This window comes from Cognatishimia sp. F0-27, from assembly GCF_020667845.1.
In the GTDB taxonomy this organism is placed as follows: Bacteria; Pseudomonadota; Alphaproteobacteria; order Rhodobacterales; family Rhodobacteraceae; genus JAFMPQ01.
Genome location: NZ_JAFMPQ010000014.1, coordinates 92669 through 109320 on the forward strand (window position 1 = coordinate 92669; position 16652 = coordinate 109320).

Here is a 16652-nt window from a genome sequence, read left to right on the forward strand (position 1 = left end):
GCCATGCTTGGAAGAACCGCCAACGGCCTGTTCTGGATGTATCGTTATCTCGAACGGGCAGAAAACACCGCGCGCCTGATTGAAACCGGTCAGCGGATCGCGCTCACCCGGCTCGACTCCACCGATGACGAATGGCGCTCCGTGCTCAAGACAGCCGGAGTCTTCGACGGATTTGGCCAGCTGCATGACAATGTGACCAAGGACGCGGCCATCGACTGGCTCCTGCGCGCGCGCGACAACCCGTCTTCGGTCTATTCCTGCATCTGCGCCGCACGCCAGAATGCCCGCTCCGTGCGGACCGCGCTCACCGGCGAAGTCTGGGAAGCGGTCAACCGCATTTACATGAGCGCGCAGGATGTTCTGGCGCGCAAGGTCAGCGAACGCGACCTGCCCAAGGTGCTGGGGCAAATCCGGCAGGGCACGGCCCTCGTGCGCGGCTCCACGCTGGGCACGATGCTGCGGAATGACTTTTTCGACTTCGCCCGCATCGGCACCTTTCTCGAACGTGCGGACCAGACCGCGCGCATCCTCGATGTGAAATACTACGTGCTGCTGCCCTCGGTGCGGTCCGTCGGCTCCAGCATCGACAATGTGCAATGGGAGATCATCCTGCGGTCGGTCTCCGCGCGGGGCGGCTTTCGCGTCGCTTATGACAATGCCTACGATCCCAAGGACATTGCGCGGTTCCTGATCCTCGACGGGCGCATGCCGCGCTCCTTGCAGTTCTGCCTCAGCAAGCTTGACAGCAACCTGACCTTCCTCGCCAACACCTACGGCACGGAGCCGGCGCCGGCGCTGCTGAAGGTGCGCGACATGCGGCGCGGCTATCTCGACCAGGATATCGAGCACATCTTCGAATTGGGCCTGCACGAATTCCTGCAGACGGTGCTGAATGATCTCGCGGGGCTCGGGCGCCAGATCGAAGTCGATTACCGGTTTTACGAATAGGCGGGTGGAAACAGATATGAAGCTGACCATTTCTCACGTGACCCGCTACCGCTTCGAAGCGCCAGTGCCCTACGGGCTGCAACAGCTTCGAAAGACGCCCAAGGCAACCCGGCATCAGACCATCGAGGAGTGGAAGACGGTGGTCGAGGGAGGGCGGATAGACCTCGAATATGACGATCATCACAACAACCATGTCCATCTTGTCCGCTTCGAGAAAGGCACGCAGGAGCTGCTGATCCGCTGTGAAGGGCTGGTCAGCATGGTCGAAGGCCACGGCGTTGTAGGACCGCATCGCGGCCCCGCGCCTCTGTGGCTCTACAGTCATGAAACCGAGCGCACCAAGCCCGGACCGGGCGTGCGTGCGCTGCTCAAGGATCTGGAGCCTGCGGAGAATGATCTCGCCCGGTTGCACGGGCTGATGGCGGCGATCCACGCGGCGGTGGCCTATGAGGTTGGCGCGTCCGAGTCGGACTGGACCGCCGAAGACGCGCTGTCCGCCGGGCGCGGCGTATGTCAGGACCACACCCATGTCTTTCTCGCCGCCGCGCGGCGTCTCGGCTATCCTGCGCGCTATGTTTCGGGCTACCTCATGCTGGATGATCGGGTCGAGCAGGACGCGATGCATGCCTGGGCCGAGGCGCATGTGGACGGGTTGGGATGGGTCGGCTTTGACGTCTCCAACGGCATGTCCCCCGACCAACGCTATGTCCGGGTCGCCACGGGTCTGGACTATCGCGACGCCGCCCCGGTGACCGGCGCGGTGTTTGGCGGCGCCGCCGAAGCGCTTGACGTGCAAATCGCCGTGGCACAGCAGTAGCATATCGAAACCGCACCCCAACCGGGCCCCGCTGCCGGTTGGCACCCAAAGCAGGCAATGCGACCGGAACGGATCGTCGGCAGGATGCCCATGCCGCGCCTCTGCGCCTTTCCGACGGCGGTGCCGAAGCGGAGCGTGGCATCATCCCGCGCGCCGGTCGATTGCGCGTGGGAAGCCGTCGCTCTGGCATCGGCCCGCGCGAATGCGCGGGGCGGGCGTTGAAACCCCGACGAAGCTGGGGGAGGGCCTCCAGACCGCGCAAAACCACCGCGCCACAGCCGGGGGATACCCCCGTGGAACCGGCGTATGCTTGCGGCGGGGGTAGGCCCCGGTCGGTCCGATGTTTGAAGCACACGCGAGGGCCGCGCGCGCCGTGTCGTTTTGTGTTGCGTTGCTCGTTTCGAGGGATGTTGCGAGCCATGCCGGGGGCTCTGCGCGCAGGTTGCCGCGGTCGGCCTGCAACCGGGCGCGGCGGCCCCGGTCCGCCCGGCACGCGGTAATCTGCGATCCTCTCTGGCGCGCGCGCGCCAGATGCGCTCAGATGCCGTCATGGTTTCATCAATGGCGCATACATGATCCAGCCGGACGATCTGAGCTTGAAATGGCTCGCATCCTTCCGGGCCGTGCTGCGCTGTGGCTCGATCCGGGGCGCGGCGGATCGGCTTGGCCTTGTGCCCAGCACTGTGTCCTATCACATCGCCCGGCTCGAAGCGGTGACTGGCGTTGCGCTGCTGACAGAGGAGCGTCCCGTCACGCCCACTTTCGAGGGCGAAGCGCTGCTGGCCTGCGCCGACGAGGCTTTCGCGGCGTTGGAGCGCGGTCTTTTCCGGCTGTCTGCGCCGCGCCTGTCCGGCTACGCCCAAACGATCCAGATTGCCGCCATCGAGGATCTCGATGCCGATGTGGTGCCAGCCCTGTCACACGCTCTGAAGGCCCGGCTTCCGGCTTGCGGATTGGTGTTTACCACCCGCCCGAGTCACGAGATCCGGCGCATGGTGGCCAATGGCGAGGCCCATATCGGGATAGCGGCCGAAACCGGAGAGCAACAGGCCTTTGCCGGCGAGGTCCGGCTGTTGCACGATCCCTTCATCCTCGTGGCGCCGGCGGAGGCGGGGCTGGACGCGCAAACCCTGCTCGCGGGCGGCTCGGGTCTGCGTTTCTTGCGCTACGGGGCCGGGCAATACATGCGCCGCCGTATCGACGCGGAACTGGCGCGCCGCCGTATCGCGCTTGCTCCGGCCGAAGAATATGACAGCAGCGCCGCCATTCTTGGCACCATCGCAACCGGCGGGGCCTGGACCATCACGACGGCGTTGAACTATGCGCGCCTGTCCCGGCTGCACGGGGCTTTGCGCCCGATGGCCTTGCCCAAAGGGGCGTTTTCGCGCCGGATCGCGCTGTTTCATACACCATCCTTCCCGCAGGAACTGGCGATATTGGTGCGCGGCCTGATGGTGCCCATGCTGATCGAGCGGGTCATCACCCCGACCCGGAAACAGGCACCATGGTTGGGTGACAGCTTTGCCATCGACTCCGCGGCCATGCTCTGATCGGGGGCCTTGGTGGCTGGCGGTCAGCCGCTGCCAAGGCGCGGGTCGACGGTGCCCATGCCGATTGCGCGCACCCCGACCCCGACCCGGAAACAGGCACTATGGTTGGGTCACAGACTGGCCATCGACGCGGCGGTCGTGCCCTCCGTGCGCGCGCGGACGGGCTTGCTCTGCCGGTGCCGGAGCGGGCTAGGCGGCGAGACCCTTGGAGCCAATGTTGAGGTATTTCCGCCGCCGGTCCGCGATCAGCTGGGCCGCATCGCGCTCGTCGAATTCCGACAGCATGGTGTTCAACATTGACTTGACCGCCGCCATGGTCGCAGCGGGGTCGCGATGCGCGCCGCCGAGCGGCTCCGGGATGATCCGGTCCGCCACACCGAGCTTGAGCAGGTCCTGTGCCGTCAGGCGCAGCGCTTCGGCGGCTTCGCGCATTTTCTCCGCGTCCTTCCAAAGGATCGATGCGCAGCCTTCGGGCGAGATCACCGAATAGACGGAATGCTCCAGCATCGCGACCCGGTTCGCCGTCGCGAAGGCTACCGCGCCGCCGGACCCGCCCTCGCCGATCACAACCGACACCAGCGGCACGCCGATGCGCAGGCAGGCCTCTGTCGAGCGGGCGATCGCCTCGGACTGCCCGCGTTCCTCGGCGCCCTTGCCCGGATAGGCCCCGGGCGTGTCGATCAGCGTAACCACCGGCAGGCCGAACCGGCCTGCCATCTCCATCAGGCGGATCGCCTTGCGATAGCCTTCGGGTCGCGCCATGCCGAAATTCCGGGACAGCCGCGATTGCGTGTCATGCCCCTTTTCATGGCCGATCACCATGACCGGCCGGTCATCGAGCCGTGCAAGCCCGCCCATCACCGCCTGATCGTCGGCAAAGCCGCGGTCGCCGGCCAGCGGTGTATATTCGGTGAACAGCGCTTCGATATAGTCTTTGCAATGCGGGCGCTGCGGATGCCGCGCCACCTGGCATTTGCGCCACGGGGTCAGCTTGCCGTAAAGCTCCGCAAGAAGCGTCGCCGCCTTGGCATCGAGCGCGGCGGCTTCCTCTTCCACATCCATCTCGTCATTGCCCCGCGCCATGGCGCGCAGCTCTTCTGCCTTGCCTTCAATCTCGGCCAGCGGTCTCTCGAAATCGAGGTAATGGGTCATGGGAAGCCTTTCGAACGCAGCGTATCGACGCAACTCTTACCCGGTATATGGCGTGGCGGGGCGGCGGATGCAATCGTCCCTCACAGCGCAAAGACCAACAGCATCGAGGCCACAAGCAGTCCCGCCATCGACCAGTTGAACAGCTGCAAGCGCCGTGGCGTGGTCAGAAACCGCCGGATCTGCCGGCCCAACGTGACCCATGTGGTTGTCGAGATGCACCCCATGGCCGCATAGGTTCCCGCCACCCAGAGCACGGCCCCGAACTCCCGGCCGGGAGCAAAGAGCGTGATTGCGCTCAAGGCCATGGACCACGCCTTCGGGTTGACCCACTGGAACGCACAGGCTTCCACAAAGCGCAACGGGCGCGCGCCCGCCGCCGCTTCCCCCGGTGCCGCGGCATGGGCAATCCTCCAGGCCAGCCAAAGCAGATACGCCACCGACAGCACCGTCAGCAGCGTGCGCGCCAGCGGAACCGCGTCGAAGAGAGCCATCACCCCCAGCCCGACCGGCAGGATCATCAGCGGGAACCCGAGGCCCACACCGAACATGTGCGGCACCGACCGCACGAAACCGAAATTGGCTCCCGATGCCATCAGCATCAGGTTGTTGGGCCCCGGCGTGATGACCGAAGACAGGGCAAAGAGTGCCAGCGCAGTGAAGATTTCCGGTGTCATGCCGCACAATTTGGCGGAGAAGTGCCGGTGAAGGCTTGCGAAAACGCCTTATTGCGCGGCATCCTTGCAACTAATGATCGATCTTGACGATATTGACCGCAAGATATTGCGCGTCCTCTCCCGCGATGGCCGGATCAGCAACCTCGCGCTGGCCGAAACCGTGGGCCTGTCGCCCTCCGCTTGCCTGCGCCGGGTGGCCGCGCTCGAAAAGTCAGGGGTCATCGCGGGCTACCGGGCGGTGCTGTCGCCCGACAAGATGGGCATCGGCTTTGTCGCCTACATCACCGTTGGGCTGAACACCCACACGAAATCCGCACAGGAAGCCTTTGAACGCGCCATTTCCCGCGCCTCGGAGGTCCGCGAATGCCACAATATCACCGGAACCGTCGAATACCTGCTGCGGGTCGAGGCCCGGGACCTCGCGGCCTACAAGCATTTCCATACCGAAGTGCTCGGCACCTTGCCGCAGGTGAACGCGATCACCTCCTATGTGGTGATGGGCAGCCCGAAGGATGACCGCGCCTGAGCGCGGCGGTGCTCAGGGCGCGGCCTGCGCCACAGCCGTTGAGAGCATGTCCGGCCCGACATCGGCAAAGCGCGCGGCCCCAAGCTGGCCAAGCGCGCGGACAAGCTCCAGTTCGAGGATCTCGAAGGCACGCGCCGCGCCCGCCGCCCCGCCTGCGCCCACGCCAAAGGCGAGCGCCCGCCCGGCGAGGGTAAAATCCGCGCCCAACGCCTTGGCGCGCAACAGATCGGCGCCGCGCCGGATGCCACTGTCGAGCAGCACCGTCATCTGTCCGCCAAGCGCGCGCACAATCGGCGGCAACGCCTCGATCGTCGGCGGGCCGAAGGCCACCTGCCGCCCGCCATGGTTCGACACGACGATCCCGTCGCACCCGATTTCGGCGCAGCGCAGCGCATCCTGCGGGTGCAGGATCCCCTTCACCAGAAGCCGGCCTTTCCAGCGGTCCCGCAGGCGCGCGAGATCGTCCCAGGTGAACCCGGGCGTGATCAGCGTCTTTTGCACCTCCGCATAGGAGGTCGCGCTCTGAAGCAGATCGGCGTAATTGGCCACGTTCGGCGTGCCATGGCGGAGGCTGGTGAGCGACCAGCGTGGTTTGAGCGCGCATTGCAGGACGACGTCGGGCGTAAACCGGAACGGCACGGCCAGACGGTTGCGAATGTCGCGGTCCCGCTTGCCCGCGGCGGGCACATCGGCCGTCACCATCATCACCGGATAGCCCGCGGTCTCGGCCCGGACGACCAGCCCTTCGGTGACATCGGCATCGCTGGACACGTAAAGCTGGAACCAGCCGTTGCCATCGGCGGCTTCCGCCAGCGTCTCAAGCGGGGTCGATGCGGCGGAAGAGGCCGTGTAGGGGATGTTACGGGCCTTGCACAAGCGCGCCAGCATCACATCCGCTCCGGGCCAGAAGGCGTTGAGCATCCCGATGGGGGCCATGCCGAAGGGCGCGGCAAACGCCTGCCCGAAAAGCCGCAGCCCCGTGTCGATCTGCCCGACATCACGCATGTAGCGCGGGGTCAGTTCCACCTCTTCAAAGGCGGCGCTGTTGCGGCGCAGGTTGCGTTCGCTTTCCGCGCCGCCATCCACCAGATCAAAGGCAAAGCGCGGAATGCGCCGCCGGGCCATGGCGCGAAGATCGTCGATGGAGGCCGCGCGGTCCAGCCGCATCAGATCGACCACCCGCCATCGACCGCAATCGCCTGCCCGGTGGTGAAGCCCGCCAGATCACCGGCGAGGTAACACACCATCTCGGCGATCTCTTCCGGCTGGCCAAGCCGCCCCATGGGTTGACGATCCTTGAAGGCGGCAAGCGCAGCCTCGAAATCGCCGGTCGCCGCAAGCCTGTCATTCAGCGACGGGCTCTGCACCGTGCCGGGGCAGATCGCGTTGCAGCGGATGCCCTGTTTGACGAAATCCGCGGCGATCGACTTGGTCATGCCGATGATCGCGGCCTTGGAGGCGCCATAGGCAAAGCGCCGCGGCGCGCCTTTCTCGCTCGACACGATGGACGCGATATTGACGATCGACCCGCCGCCCTTTTCCAGCATCCCCGGCAAGACCGTGCGTGTCACCTGGAACAGCGCCTTGGCATTGAGGTCGAAGGACCTGTCCCAAACCGTGTCGTCGCAATCGAGAATCGTGCCATCATGCACCCAGCCTGCGCAATTCACGAGGATGTCGAGCGGCGGCAGCGACGCGACGAGCGCCTGCACGGCGGCGTTGTCCATCACGTCGAGCCGCCTGCCGGTGATTGCCGGGTGGCTCGCGTCCAGCGTGGCGAGCGGCTCTTCGGCGATGTCGGTGGCGATCACCGTCGCCCCGCGCGCGGCCAGCGCCTCGGCAGAGGCGCGCCCGATCCCGTTTGCCGCGGCCGTCACCAGCGCGGTCTTTCCTGTCAAACTCTGTTCCATCATGTCTGTCCTTTCAGCGCGCCATCCAGCCGCCATCCACGGTCACGGTGCTGCCATGGCAATAGGCCGCCGCATCGGAGGCGAGAAACACCGCCGCGCCCGCGATTTCGGAGGGTTCGGCAAACCGGCCCGCGGGAATGCGCTCCAGAAGCGCTTTCGAGCGGTCCGGATCGTCGCGCAGCGCTTGCGTGTTGTCCGTCGCCGTGTAGCCCGGAGCAATGGCGTTGACGTTGACGCCATGCCCCGCCCATTCGTTGCACAGCGCCTTGGTCAGGCCCAGAACGGCATGTTTGCTCGACGCATATGCTGGCACGCGCAGGCCGCCCTGCGACCCGAGCACGGACGAGACGATGACGATCTTCCCGCCGCCCTGCGCCAGCATGTGCCGTCCCGCCGCCTGACTCAGAAGCCAGACCGAGTCGAGGTTGACCGACAGCACCTGCCGCCAGTCCTTCAGCGGCATCTCCGCACTGTCTTCGCGGTGGATGATCCCGGCATTGTTGACCAAGATGTCGAGCCCGCCAAGCGCGTCGCGGGCAAAGCCCACGACCGCTTCGGCCCCGGCTTGGTCCATATCGGTGAAATCCGCCCGCACCGCGGCGCAGCTGCGCCCCATAGCCTCGATCCAGGCCTGTGTCTCCTGCGGCGCATGGCTGCGATAGGTCAGCGCCACATCCGCCCCGGCCTCGGCAAGGGCAAGGGCAATGCCCTCGCCAATGCCCGTGGCCCCACCGGTGACAAGCGCGCGGCGCCCGCTCAGGTCAAAGGGATTGGCCATGGTCAATACCGGTTCGCGATGGGCAGGTCTTCGGCCGGGAAGAGGCTGATCACCTCGCAGCCGGTTTCCGTCACCACGACCTCTTCCTCGATCCGCGCGGCCGAATACCCGTCCGTCGCCGGACAATAGGTCTCCAGCGCAAAGACCATCCCGGTCTGGATCTCCATCGGGTGATCGAGGCTGACCGCGCGGCTGATGATGGGCCGCTCATGCAGAGCCAGACCCAGCCCGTGCCCGAATTGCAGACCGAAAGCCGCGTCCTCGTTCGGAAAGCCGAGGCTTTCGGCGGTTGGCCAGACTTCGGCCACCTTGTCCGTGCTCACACCGGGCTTGATCATCTCGATGGACGCGTCGATCCATTCGCGGGCCTTCACATAGGCGTCGTTCTGCGCCGGCGTTGCGCGCCCGACATTGAAGGTCCGGTAGTAGCACGTCCGATATCCCTGGTAACTCTGGAGTATATCGAAAAACGCCTGGTCCCCCGGCCGGATCAGCCGGTCGGTGAAATTATGCGGATGCGGGTTGCAGCGCTCGCCGGAAATGGCGTTGATCGCCTCCACATCGTCCGACCCCATCTCGTAGAGCATCTTGTTCGACAGCGCGACGATATCGCTCTCGCGCACGCCGGGTTTCAGCTCCTCGTAGATCATGTGATAGACGCCATCGACCATCGAGGCCGCCTGCGTCAAAAGCTGGATCTCGTCCCAGTTCTTGATCTCGCGGGCCGCCAGCATGATCTGCTGGCCGTCCACGACATTGATGCCCTCCTCGCGCAGCGCGTGGAACATCGCCGTTTCGGCGTAATCCACGCCCACCGGCATGTTGGCCATGCCCGCATCCTTGATCAGCTGCGCGATCATCTTGGCATATTTGCGCATCAGGCCGAATTCCGGCGGAATGGTGCCGCGCATGCCAACCACCCCGGCGAGGCAGTGATCGGGTTCGAGCCAGTCCGAGTAGCGCTGATGGTGCACCGCGGCGGAACCGAAGTCCCAGACATAGGGGCTGTCATCGCCGGTCAGCAGACAGAAGCGGCACATCTTGTCGCGCTCCCATTCGCCGATCTTGGTGGCGGAAACGTAGCGGATGTTGTTCACGTCGAAGAGCAACAGCGACCCGGCATTGGAGTTCTGCAGGGACTGGCGCGTGCGGGCGAGGCGATACCGGCGCAGCCGGTCATGGTCGATCCGGCGTTCGAAATCGACGGAGCTGTGCCCCCAGGCGGGGATCTTCTCCCGCCATTCCCAATTGGGCTCAAGATCCTGCGGGGTGAGCATGTTCGGCATCAAGGCGCGTGACATGAATATCTCCTCCGGGCCGCAATCGCGACCCGTGTTCAAGGGTGATTGTTTAGTATTGAACGAAAAGCGGGCGGCTTACTTCGTGACCCAGCCGCCATCGATCGAAATCATCTGGCCGGTCATGTAGTCGCTGTCATCGCTGGCCAGGAACGACGCGGTGCCGATGATGTCCTTGGGATAGGACACCCGCTTGATCACAAGGTTGTTCGCGACGATGTCGTCATAGGCCTGACCCTCGCGTTCCTTGAACCCGATTTCGACCAGATCCTTGTCGAGCTGTTCCCAAAGCGGGGTCACCACCACGCCGGGCGCATAGCCGTTCACGGTGATGTTGTGCTCGGCCAGACCAAGCGCGCCGCATTCGGTCAGCGCGAGACAGCCGTATTTCGAGGTGCAATAGACCGTCACATCCACCAGTGGCTTGCGCGACGCGATGCTGCCCACGTTGATGAGCTTGTAGGGATGATCCTCCATCGGCCCCTGCGCGATCATCTGGCGCGCGGTCTCCTGCATCCCGAGCCACATCGCCTTGGTGTTGACGTTCATGATCATGTCCCAGTTGTCCTCATCGATATCCATGAAGAACCGGGGCTTGTTGAGACCCGCGTTGAACAGACCCACGTTGATCGAGCCAAAGGCCTCGACCGTGGCGGCGACCGCGGCGGCATTGTCCTCGCGCTTGGTCACGTCCATCCGGATCGCGATCGCCTTGCCGTTCCCGGCGGCGTTGATGGTGTCGGCGACCTTCTGGGCCTCGTCGCCATCCAGATCGCCGATGCACACATTGGCGCCCTGCGCGGCGAAGGCTTCGGCATTGGCCGCCCCCATGCCACGCGCGGCACCGGTAATCAGGATGTTCTTTCCCTTCAGGCGATTGGGGTCCATGGTCTCTCCTCCTCTGTCACGGTGTCCCGTTTGTTGGTCGTATCAGCGCGTCGGCGCGCTGCTGCGCACGGCGCAGCGTGTCCTGCGGGGTGTTGATCCCGCGCAGCATGTCGTGAAATTCCTCGCCGCAGATCTGGATGATGCCGGCAATCTCGGGCACTGGCGGGCGCGGCCAGAACTGCAACTCATCGCGCCAGGACATGCCGTCGATCGCTTCGAAAATGGCCGAGGCGCGGCGCACCTCCGGGTCTGCACCCACGGAATAGCGCGGGTTGGTGCGGCTTCCGTTCTGCACGTAGAGCTTCTGCGCCTCGGGCGATGTGAACACCTTCAGCGCCTCGACCGCAGCATCGATCCGCTCCTCCGGCAGGTTCGCGGGGATGCCCATGGCGTATCCGCCAACCGGTGCGACCGGGCTGGCCCCCGGTCCGGGCGGGTGCGGCAGGTAGCCGGTCTGCTCATAGGCGGGCGAGCTTTCGTCCAGCTCGAAATACGGCGCCAGAAGCGTGTAACCATAGGCCATCGCCACGCGCCCCGCCGCATAGGGACGGATCCGCTCATACCACGACATCGACAGGATATCGGGCGGCGAGTATTTCAGGATCTCCAGAAGGAATTCCGCCGCCTGAAGCCCGGCATCCGTGTCTATGGTCGGCCGATACCCCCCTGCGGCAAGCGCTTCGGTGTCAAACCCGCCGGCGGTTTCGGCCAGGTCAAAGACCGGCTGACCGAAATCCGCCATGGTCATCAGCACCGTGTGGCCAAGCGCCGTGCCGCGCGAGGCGTTCCACGCAATGCCATAGCGACCGCGCGTCGGTTCGTGCAACAGCTCTGCGGCCTCAAGGAGTTTCTCGGTCGTGCTGGGCGGCTCAAGCCCGGCCTTGGCAAACAGGTCCCGGCGATAAAACAGCAGTTCCGGCGTCGTCTGAGCCGGCACGCCATAGGCCCGACCGCCCCAATGGGTTGCGCGCCAGCCCGCGGTATGGAAATCCGCCGGATCGAGATCCTCGAGCGGCATCGCCGCATCCAGCGGCATCAGCACGCCTTTCTGGGCAAACTCGCCGATCCACGGCAGATCGACAGCGATGATGTCATAGCGGCTCGCGGGGCGGTCGGCATTGCGCAGCGCCTCTTCGCGCAGCCGGTCGATGGAGAAGGCGCGCTGATTGATCGGGGCGCCAAGCACCTGCTCGAACTGGCGTTTGAGATTGTCCATGACCATGAAGGTCGGGTCGCCATGCACCAGCACGCGCAAGCCGCCCGGCACCTTGAGAGGCTCGGGACGCACGCTCAGCGGCGGGATCGACCGCGCCGCGGCGTAGCTGCCGCCAAAGTAGTAATCCTGCGTGTCCTGGGCCTTTTCCGCACCGCCAAAGCGATCTTCGGCGAGGCGGCGCACGCGGTCGGAAAGCTGCATCCACTGGGTCAGAAGCTTGTCGCTGGGATGCAGTGAAAAGCTTTTGCCGGTCCGGGTGCGCGGGCGCTGCTCTATGAGGCCCGCCTCCTGCATCTCGCGCAGGCGTCGGTTCGCCGTGGCGTAGGGGACCCGGCTTGCGGCGATGAGCGCGGTGGGCGTGACAACCTTGGCGCTGAAATGGCCCTGCATCAGGTGCAGCGCCATGCGCAGATGCGGGTTGGGCGCCACAAGGTCGATCGTATCCTCCATCTCGTCGCTGAATGCTTCGAGGAACTGCACCATGTCCAGCAGCTCGGGCATCGCGCCGGGCGATGTCGGGCCGGAATGGCTGTGTCCTGAAAACGCGTTCATCGTTGGGGGCGTGTCCTTGCGTGCGGGCCGGGTGCGTGGAATATCCGGTCTGGTCGGGTGATCTGTCTGCGGGTCTGTCTGCGAGCGGGTCACGGATGCGCCTTTCGAAAATGTTCAAAGTGACATCCGAAACGTATCCCGATATTGTCCAATTTGGATATTTAATTATCCGATATGGATATTTTTGTTGGCGGAATAGGTTTGTCTAACCTGCACATTTGGCGCAGCCGGCCACAGCAGCGAGGGCATGGGGCAGGGAGCCCACGGCCCGGCATCCAAGGTTGCAAGGACGGCACCAGTTCAACGGGAGGAATACGACCATGACACTTCGCAGCACGCTTGCCATGACCACCGCGGCCACGCTGGCGCTGACAGGCGCCGCCTTTGCCGACGGCCACGGCACCATGAAGATCGGCATCACGCAAAACAACGTGGGCGTCGACAGCTACCAGACCACCTACGAGAAGGCGTTCATTGCCGCGGCCGAGGCCAATGACAAGGTCGAGACCGTCGTGCTCGACGCCGGCGGCGACGTCGCCCGCCAGATCGCCCAGATGGAGGACCTGATCCAGCAGGAGGTCGATGCCATCATCATCTGGCCAACCAATGGCGAGGCCGTGATCCCGGCCGTCCGCAAGGCGCATCAGGCCGGCATTCCGGTCATCGTGACCAACTCCAACATCGCCGAGCCGGGCTTCGACTTCGTGAAATCCTTCTCCGGTCCCGACAATATCACGCAGGGCGCGCGCTCCGCGGAGATCATGTGCGACAAGTTCAAGGACATGGGCATCGAGGACGAGGCGCAGGTGGTGCACATCACCGGCCAGCCCGGCTACACCACCGCCATCGAGCGGGCCAAGGGCTTCGAGGATCGCCTGCCCGAGGTCTGCCCGAACGTGACCGTGGTCGACACGCAGCCCGGCGACTGGAACCGCGAGAAATCCCAGCAGGTCATGGAGGCCTTCCTCGTCAAGTATGACGACATCGACGGCGTCTATGCCGGTGACGACAACATGGGCGTTGGCGCGCTCAACGCGGCCAAGGCTGCGGGGCGCGACGGCATCATCTTTGTTGGCGCAACCAACTTCGCGGTTGGCTACGAGGCCATGGCGGCCGGTGAATACTGGGGATCGATCTACCAGTCTCCGGTGGACGATGCCGAAGCCGCGCTGAAAACCGCGATTGACGTGTTGAACGGCGAAGACATTCCGTTCCTGAACTACTTCGACACGCCGAAGATCACCCAGGACAACATGGGCGACTTCACCAAGCCGGTCTTCTAAGACCGCCCTCCCCGGTGCGGGGCATGGGGGCCAGGTTCTCATGTCCCGCCACCCGCCGGACAAGATCTGCAACAGTTTGAGGGAGGCACGCATGGGACGGGTGTCTGACCGCGTCTGCATCGTGACGGGCGCCGCACGCGGCATCGGCCGCGCCATTGGCGAGGCGCTTCTGGACGAAGGCGCAAGTGTCTGTTTCGCCGATATCACCGGCGACGCGGTGTCCGAAGTGGCCGAGGCAAACCGAAGCCGGACAGATGCCGCGCGCGTGACATCGGCGCAGGTGGACGTGACCGACCGCGCCCAGGTCCGCGCCATGATCGCCCATACGGTCGAAACCTTCGGGCGGCTCGACGTGAACTTCAACAATGCCGGCGTCAACAAGCCGATGAATTTCATGGACGTGACCGAGGATAACTGGAATTTCATCATGGGCGTGAACGGGCTTGGCTGCATGATCGGCATGCAGGAAGCCGCCCGCCAGATGATCGCGCAGGGCACCGGCGGCAAGATCGTCAACACCGCCTCCATTGCCAGCCGGCAGGGCTTTGACAATGTCGCGCCCTATTGCGCCTCGAAATTCGCCGTCGTGTCGCTCACCCAGTCCGGCGCGCGCGACCTGGCAAAACACGGCATCACGGTCACCGGCTTCGCGCCGGGCGTGGTGGCCACCGAAATGTGGGATCAGGTCGATCAGGACCTTCTGGAGATTGGTGCCGCCGAGCGCCCCGGACAGGCGATGGAGGAATTCTCCTCCGAAATCCTCAAGGGCCGCGTGGCGCTGCCACAGGATATCACCGGAACGACAACCTTTCTTGCATCGCGCGACAGCGATTACATGACGGGACAGATCGTCATGATCGACGGGGGAATGACCCTGGTCTGATCGCGCAGAGACGAGACGCCAGCGACCTTTGGGAGGAGATCATGGCCACAATGACAAGACAACAGCTCGGAAGCGTTCTGGCCAAGCAGGGCATCCTGATCGCCTTTGTGGTCTTCATGATCGCCTTCACAATTGCCAACCCGAAATTCCTGACACCCGACAACCTGTTCAGCGTGGTGCGCTCTTCGGCCATCCTCGGTGTCATGGCTCTGGGCGTCACCTTTGTCGTGATCAGCGGTAATCTCGATCTGTCCGTCGGCTCGATGATGTCCTTTTCCACCATCGTCGTGCTCGACCTGCATGACCAGATCGGGCCGTTCCTTGCGATTCCGGCGATGTTTGCCATGACGCTCTGCCTTGGGGCCTTCATCGGCTTTCTGGTGGGCTACCTCCGGCTCAACTCGCTGATTGTTACGCTCGGGATGCTTTCTGCGATCCACGGCCTCACCCTGACCTATTCGGGCGGTCAGAACATGGACATCGCCGACAAGGAGGGCACGTGGTTCTCGGTCTTCGGGCAGGGTGCCGCTCTTGGCATCCCGGTTCCGATCCTGATCTTTGTCGCGCTTGCGGCGCTGCTCGGCATCGTGCTGTCCCGCACGCCCTTCGGGCGCAAGGTCTATGCCGTGGGCGGCAACGGCACGGCGGCGACCTTTTCGGGCATCCGCCGGGCGCGCACTGTGTTCACCTGTTACCTGATCTCGGCCTTCTGCGTCGCCACCGCCGGGCTCATACAGGCCAGCCGCTCGCTCGGCTCGCAGAACACCGTGGGGCAGGGGCTCGAGCTTGAGGTTCTCGCCGCCGTGATCCTTGGCGGGGCATCGCTTCTGGGCGGGTCGGGCACGATCTTCAAGACGGTGATCGGTGTGCTGATCCTTGGCTTCATCCAGAACGGTCTGCTGCTGATCGGCCTGCCCTTCTATGTCCAGTTCGTCGTGACCTGGATCATCATCATCCTTGCGGTCTGGCTCGATATCGCTGCCAAGCGCGGCAAGCTCTGGTCCCCGATCGCATAAGACAGGAGAGACGCGCCATGCAACAGGACGTCCAACAAACGGTCCAGCCGGCCCCCGTCGCGGCACAGCCCCGCAAGGGGATGCTCTCCAAGGCGCTGGCCGGGGGAGCCATCTGGGGCTTCATCGTGCTGGAGTTGATCTTCTTCTCCATCGCCGGCGAATACCTTTCGCTGTCCGACAAGGCCTTCATGGACTGGGAGAACATGCTGCTCCTGCTCAAGCAATCGGCCCCCATCGGCATCATCGCGATGGGCATGACGCTGGTGATGGTGAACGGCAATATCGACCTCTCCGTCGGGGCCACCTTTGCCATCGCGGCCATCGTGTTGCTGGACAGCATGACATGGCCGATCTTCGCCGGTCTGGGCGACTGGGTGATCCCGGTTGCGTGGCTTCTGGCGCTGGTGACCGGTGCCCTGCTCGGGGCGCTCAACGGGCTGATCGTGTGGAAAACCGGGGTCGATGCCTTCATCGTCACGCTGGGCTCCATGCTTGGCTTTCGCGGCATCGTGTTCATGTTCAATGGCGAAAACCCCACCTCGCATCTCAACTGGACCCTGGTCGATTTTGCCGAGGCCGAGTTTCTGGGCCTTGCCACCGCTTCCTGGTTCCTGCTGGCGGTCACGCTGGCGGTCTGGTTCCTGATGGCGCGCACCGTGCATGGTCGCAACGCCTATGCGATCGGTGACAACCGCGAAGCGGCGGTCAATGCCGGCATCCGGGTTGGGCCGCACATGATGATCAACTTTGCGATCATCGGCTTTCTCGCGGCGCTCTCGGCGGTGGTGTTCTACTCCGAAAGCGGCTCGGTCAATCCCAATGACGGACAGCTTTACGAGCTTTGGGTCATCACGGCCGTGGTGCTTGGCGGCACCAAGATCACCGGTGGCGCGGGCAACGTGATCGGCACCTTTGGCGGCGTGATCGCGATCCAGCTCCTGCGCAAGGGCCTTGGCCATATCGGCGCGGATACATCGACGGTCAACCTGGTCATCGGGCTGATCCTGATCGCGGTGCTGATCCTCGACCGACAGTTGAACGTCAAAGGCAAGGAGGAGCTGAAGGTATGACCGATCCGGTGCTGCATCTCGATGATATCGTCAAGACCTTCCCCGGCGTGCGGGCGCTGGACGGGGTGTCCTTCTCCGTCATGCCCGGCGA

The 16652-nt window shown here is 64.5% G+C and carries 16 protein-coding genes; 8 read left to right on the top strand and 8 right to left on the bottom strand.

All coding sequences use genetic code 11. The features are described 5' to 3' along the window. Positions 1-3 precede the first annotated feature (3 nt). From J1C49_RS09705 to J1C49_RS09715, 3 genes are all read left to right on the top strand, one after another. On the top strand, positions 4-948 hold the full coding sequence (locus tag J1C49_RS09705) for an alpha-E domain-containing protein (RefSeq protein WP_227445622.1): 945 nt from the start codon (positions 4-6) through the stop codon (positions 946-948). 16 nt (positions 949-964) lie between these two features. After that, positions 965-1765 (top strand): transglutaminase family protein, encoded by an 801-nt coding sequence (locus J1C49_RS09710; protein ID WP_227445623.1) that lies wholly within the window; start codon positions 965-967, stop codon positions 1763-1765. A 572-nt stretch (positions 1766-2337) separates the two neighbouring features. Further along, positions 2338-3315, top strand: a complete 978-nt coding sequence (locus J1C49_RS09715; protein WP_227445624.1) for a LysR family transcriptional regulator — start codon at positions 2338-2340, stop codon at positions 3313-3315. 189 nt (positions 3316-3504) lie between these two features. Here the strand turns inward: J1C49_RS09715 and J1C49_RS09720 are convergent, their stop codons facing one another. Both J1C49_RS09720 and J1C49_RS09725 read right to left on the bottom strand, forming a co-directional pair. Beyond that, positions 3505-4467: an acetyl-CoA carboxylase carboxyltransferase subunit alpha gene (locus J1C49_RS09720; protein ID WP_227445625.1), complete on the bottom strand. Its 963-nt coding sequence runs from the start codon at positions 4465-4467 to the stop codon at positions 3505-3507. Positions 4468-4547: 80 nt separating this feature from the next. Then, positions 4548-5141 (bottom strand): LysE family translocator, encoded by a 594-nt coding sequence (locus J1C49_RS09725; RefSeq protein WP_227445626.1) that lies wholly within the window; start codon positions 5139-5141, stop codon positions 4548-4550. A 73-nt stretch (positions 5142-5214) separates the two neighbouring features. Here J1C49_RS09725 and J1C49_RS09730 point away from each other — a divergent pair, with 73 nt between their 5' ends. Then, on the top strand, positions 5215-5667 hold the full coding sequence (locus tag J1C49_RS09730) for an Lrp/AsnC family transcriptional regulator (protein WP_227445638.1): 453 nt from the start codon (positions 5215-5217) through the stop codon (positions 5665-5667). Between the two features lie 12 nt (positions 5668-5679). Here the strand turns inward: J1C49_RS09730 and J1C49_RS09735 are convergent, their stop codons facing one another. From J1C49_RS09735 to J1C49_RS09760, 6 genes are all read right to left on the bottom strand, one after another. Beyond that, positions 5680-6846 carry an alpha-hydroxy acid oxidase gene (locus J1C49_RS09735; protein ID WP_227445627.1) on the bottom strand — a complete coding sequence of 389 codons (1167 nt, stop codon included), beginning with the start codon at positions 6844-6846 and terminating at the stop codon, positions 5680-5682. Then, positions 6834-7577 carry an SDR family oxidoreductase gene (locus J1C49_RS09740; RefSeq protein WP_227445628.1) on the bottom strand — a complete coding sequence of 248 codons (744 nt, stop codon included), beginning with the start codon at positions 7575-7577 and terminating at the stop codon, positions 6834-6836. The genes J1C49_RS09735 and J1C49_RS09740 overlap by 13 nt, the downstream gene beginning before the upstream one ends. Before the next feature lie 13 nt (positions 7578-7590). Beyond that, complete coding sequence (locus J1C49_RS09745; protein ID WP_227445629.1) at positions 7591-8355, bottom strand: SDR family oxidoreductase; 765 nt, start codon at positions 8353-8355, stop codon at positions 7591-7593. A gap of 2 nt (positions 8356-8357) precedes the next feature. Further along, the gene (locus J1C49_RS09750; RefSeq protein WP_227445630.1) at positions 8358-9656 is read right to left on the bottom strand and encodes a Xaa-Pro peptidase family protein; all 1299 of its coding nucleotides are present in this window, start codon (positions 9654-9656) and stop codon (positions 8358-8360) included. Between the two features lie 75 nt (positions 9657-9731). Then, positions 9732-10541: an SDR family NAD(P)-dependent oxidoreductase gene (locus J1C49_RS09755; protein WP_227445631.1), complete on the bottom strand. Its 810-nt coding sequence runs from the start codon at positions 10539-10541 to the stop codon at positions 9732-9734. A 16-nt stretch (positions 10542-10557) separates the two neighbouring features. Beyond that, a complete protein-coding gene (locus J1C49_RS09760; RefSeq protein ID WP_227445632.1) occupies positions 10558-12309 on the bottom strand; it encodes an extracellular solute-binding protein in 1752 nt (583 codons plus the stop codon). Between the two features lie 320 nt (positions 12310-12629). Here J1C49_RS09760 and J1C49_RS09765 point away from each other — a divergent pair, with 320 nt between their 5' ends. The 4 genes from J1C49_RS09765 (at position 12630) to J1C49_RS09780 (ending at position 16561) form a co-directional block, all read left to right on the top strand. Then, positions 12630-13592 carry a sugar ABC transporter substrate-binding protein gene (locus J1C49_RS09765; protein ID WP_227445633.1) on the top strand — a complete coding sequence of 321 codons (963 nt, stop codon included), beginning with the start codon at positions 12630-12632 and terminating at the stop codon, positions 13590-13592. Between the two features lie 91 nt (positions 13593-13683). Beyond that, positions 13684-14475, top strand: coding sequence for an SDR family NAD(P)-dependent oxidoreductase (locus J1C49_RS09770; protein WP_227445634.1), 792 nt, complete (start codon positions 13684-13686; stop codon positions 14473-14475). 41 nt (positions 14476-14516) lie between these two features. Beyond that, a complete protein-coding gene (locus J1C49_RS09775; RefSeq protein ID WP_227445635.1) occupies positions 14517-15491 on the top strand; it encodes an ABC transporter permease in 975 nt (324 codons plus the stop codon). 80 nt (positions 15492-15571) lie between these two features. Beyond that, entirely contained in the window at positions 15572-16561 is a 990-nt protein-coding gene (locus tag J1C49_RS09780; RefSeq protein WP_227445639.1) for an ABC transporter permease, read from the top strand. The last annotated feature ends 91 nt before the right edge of the window (positions 16562-16652 follow it).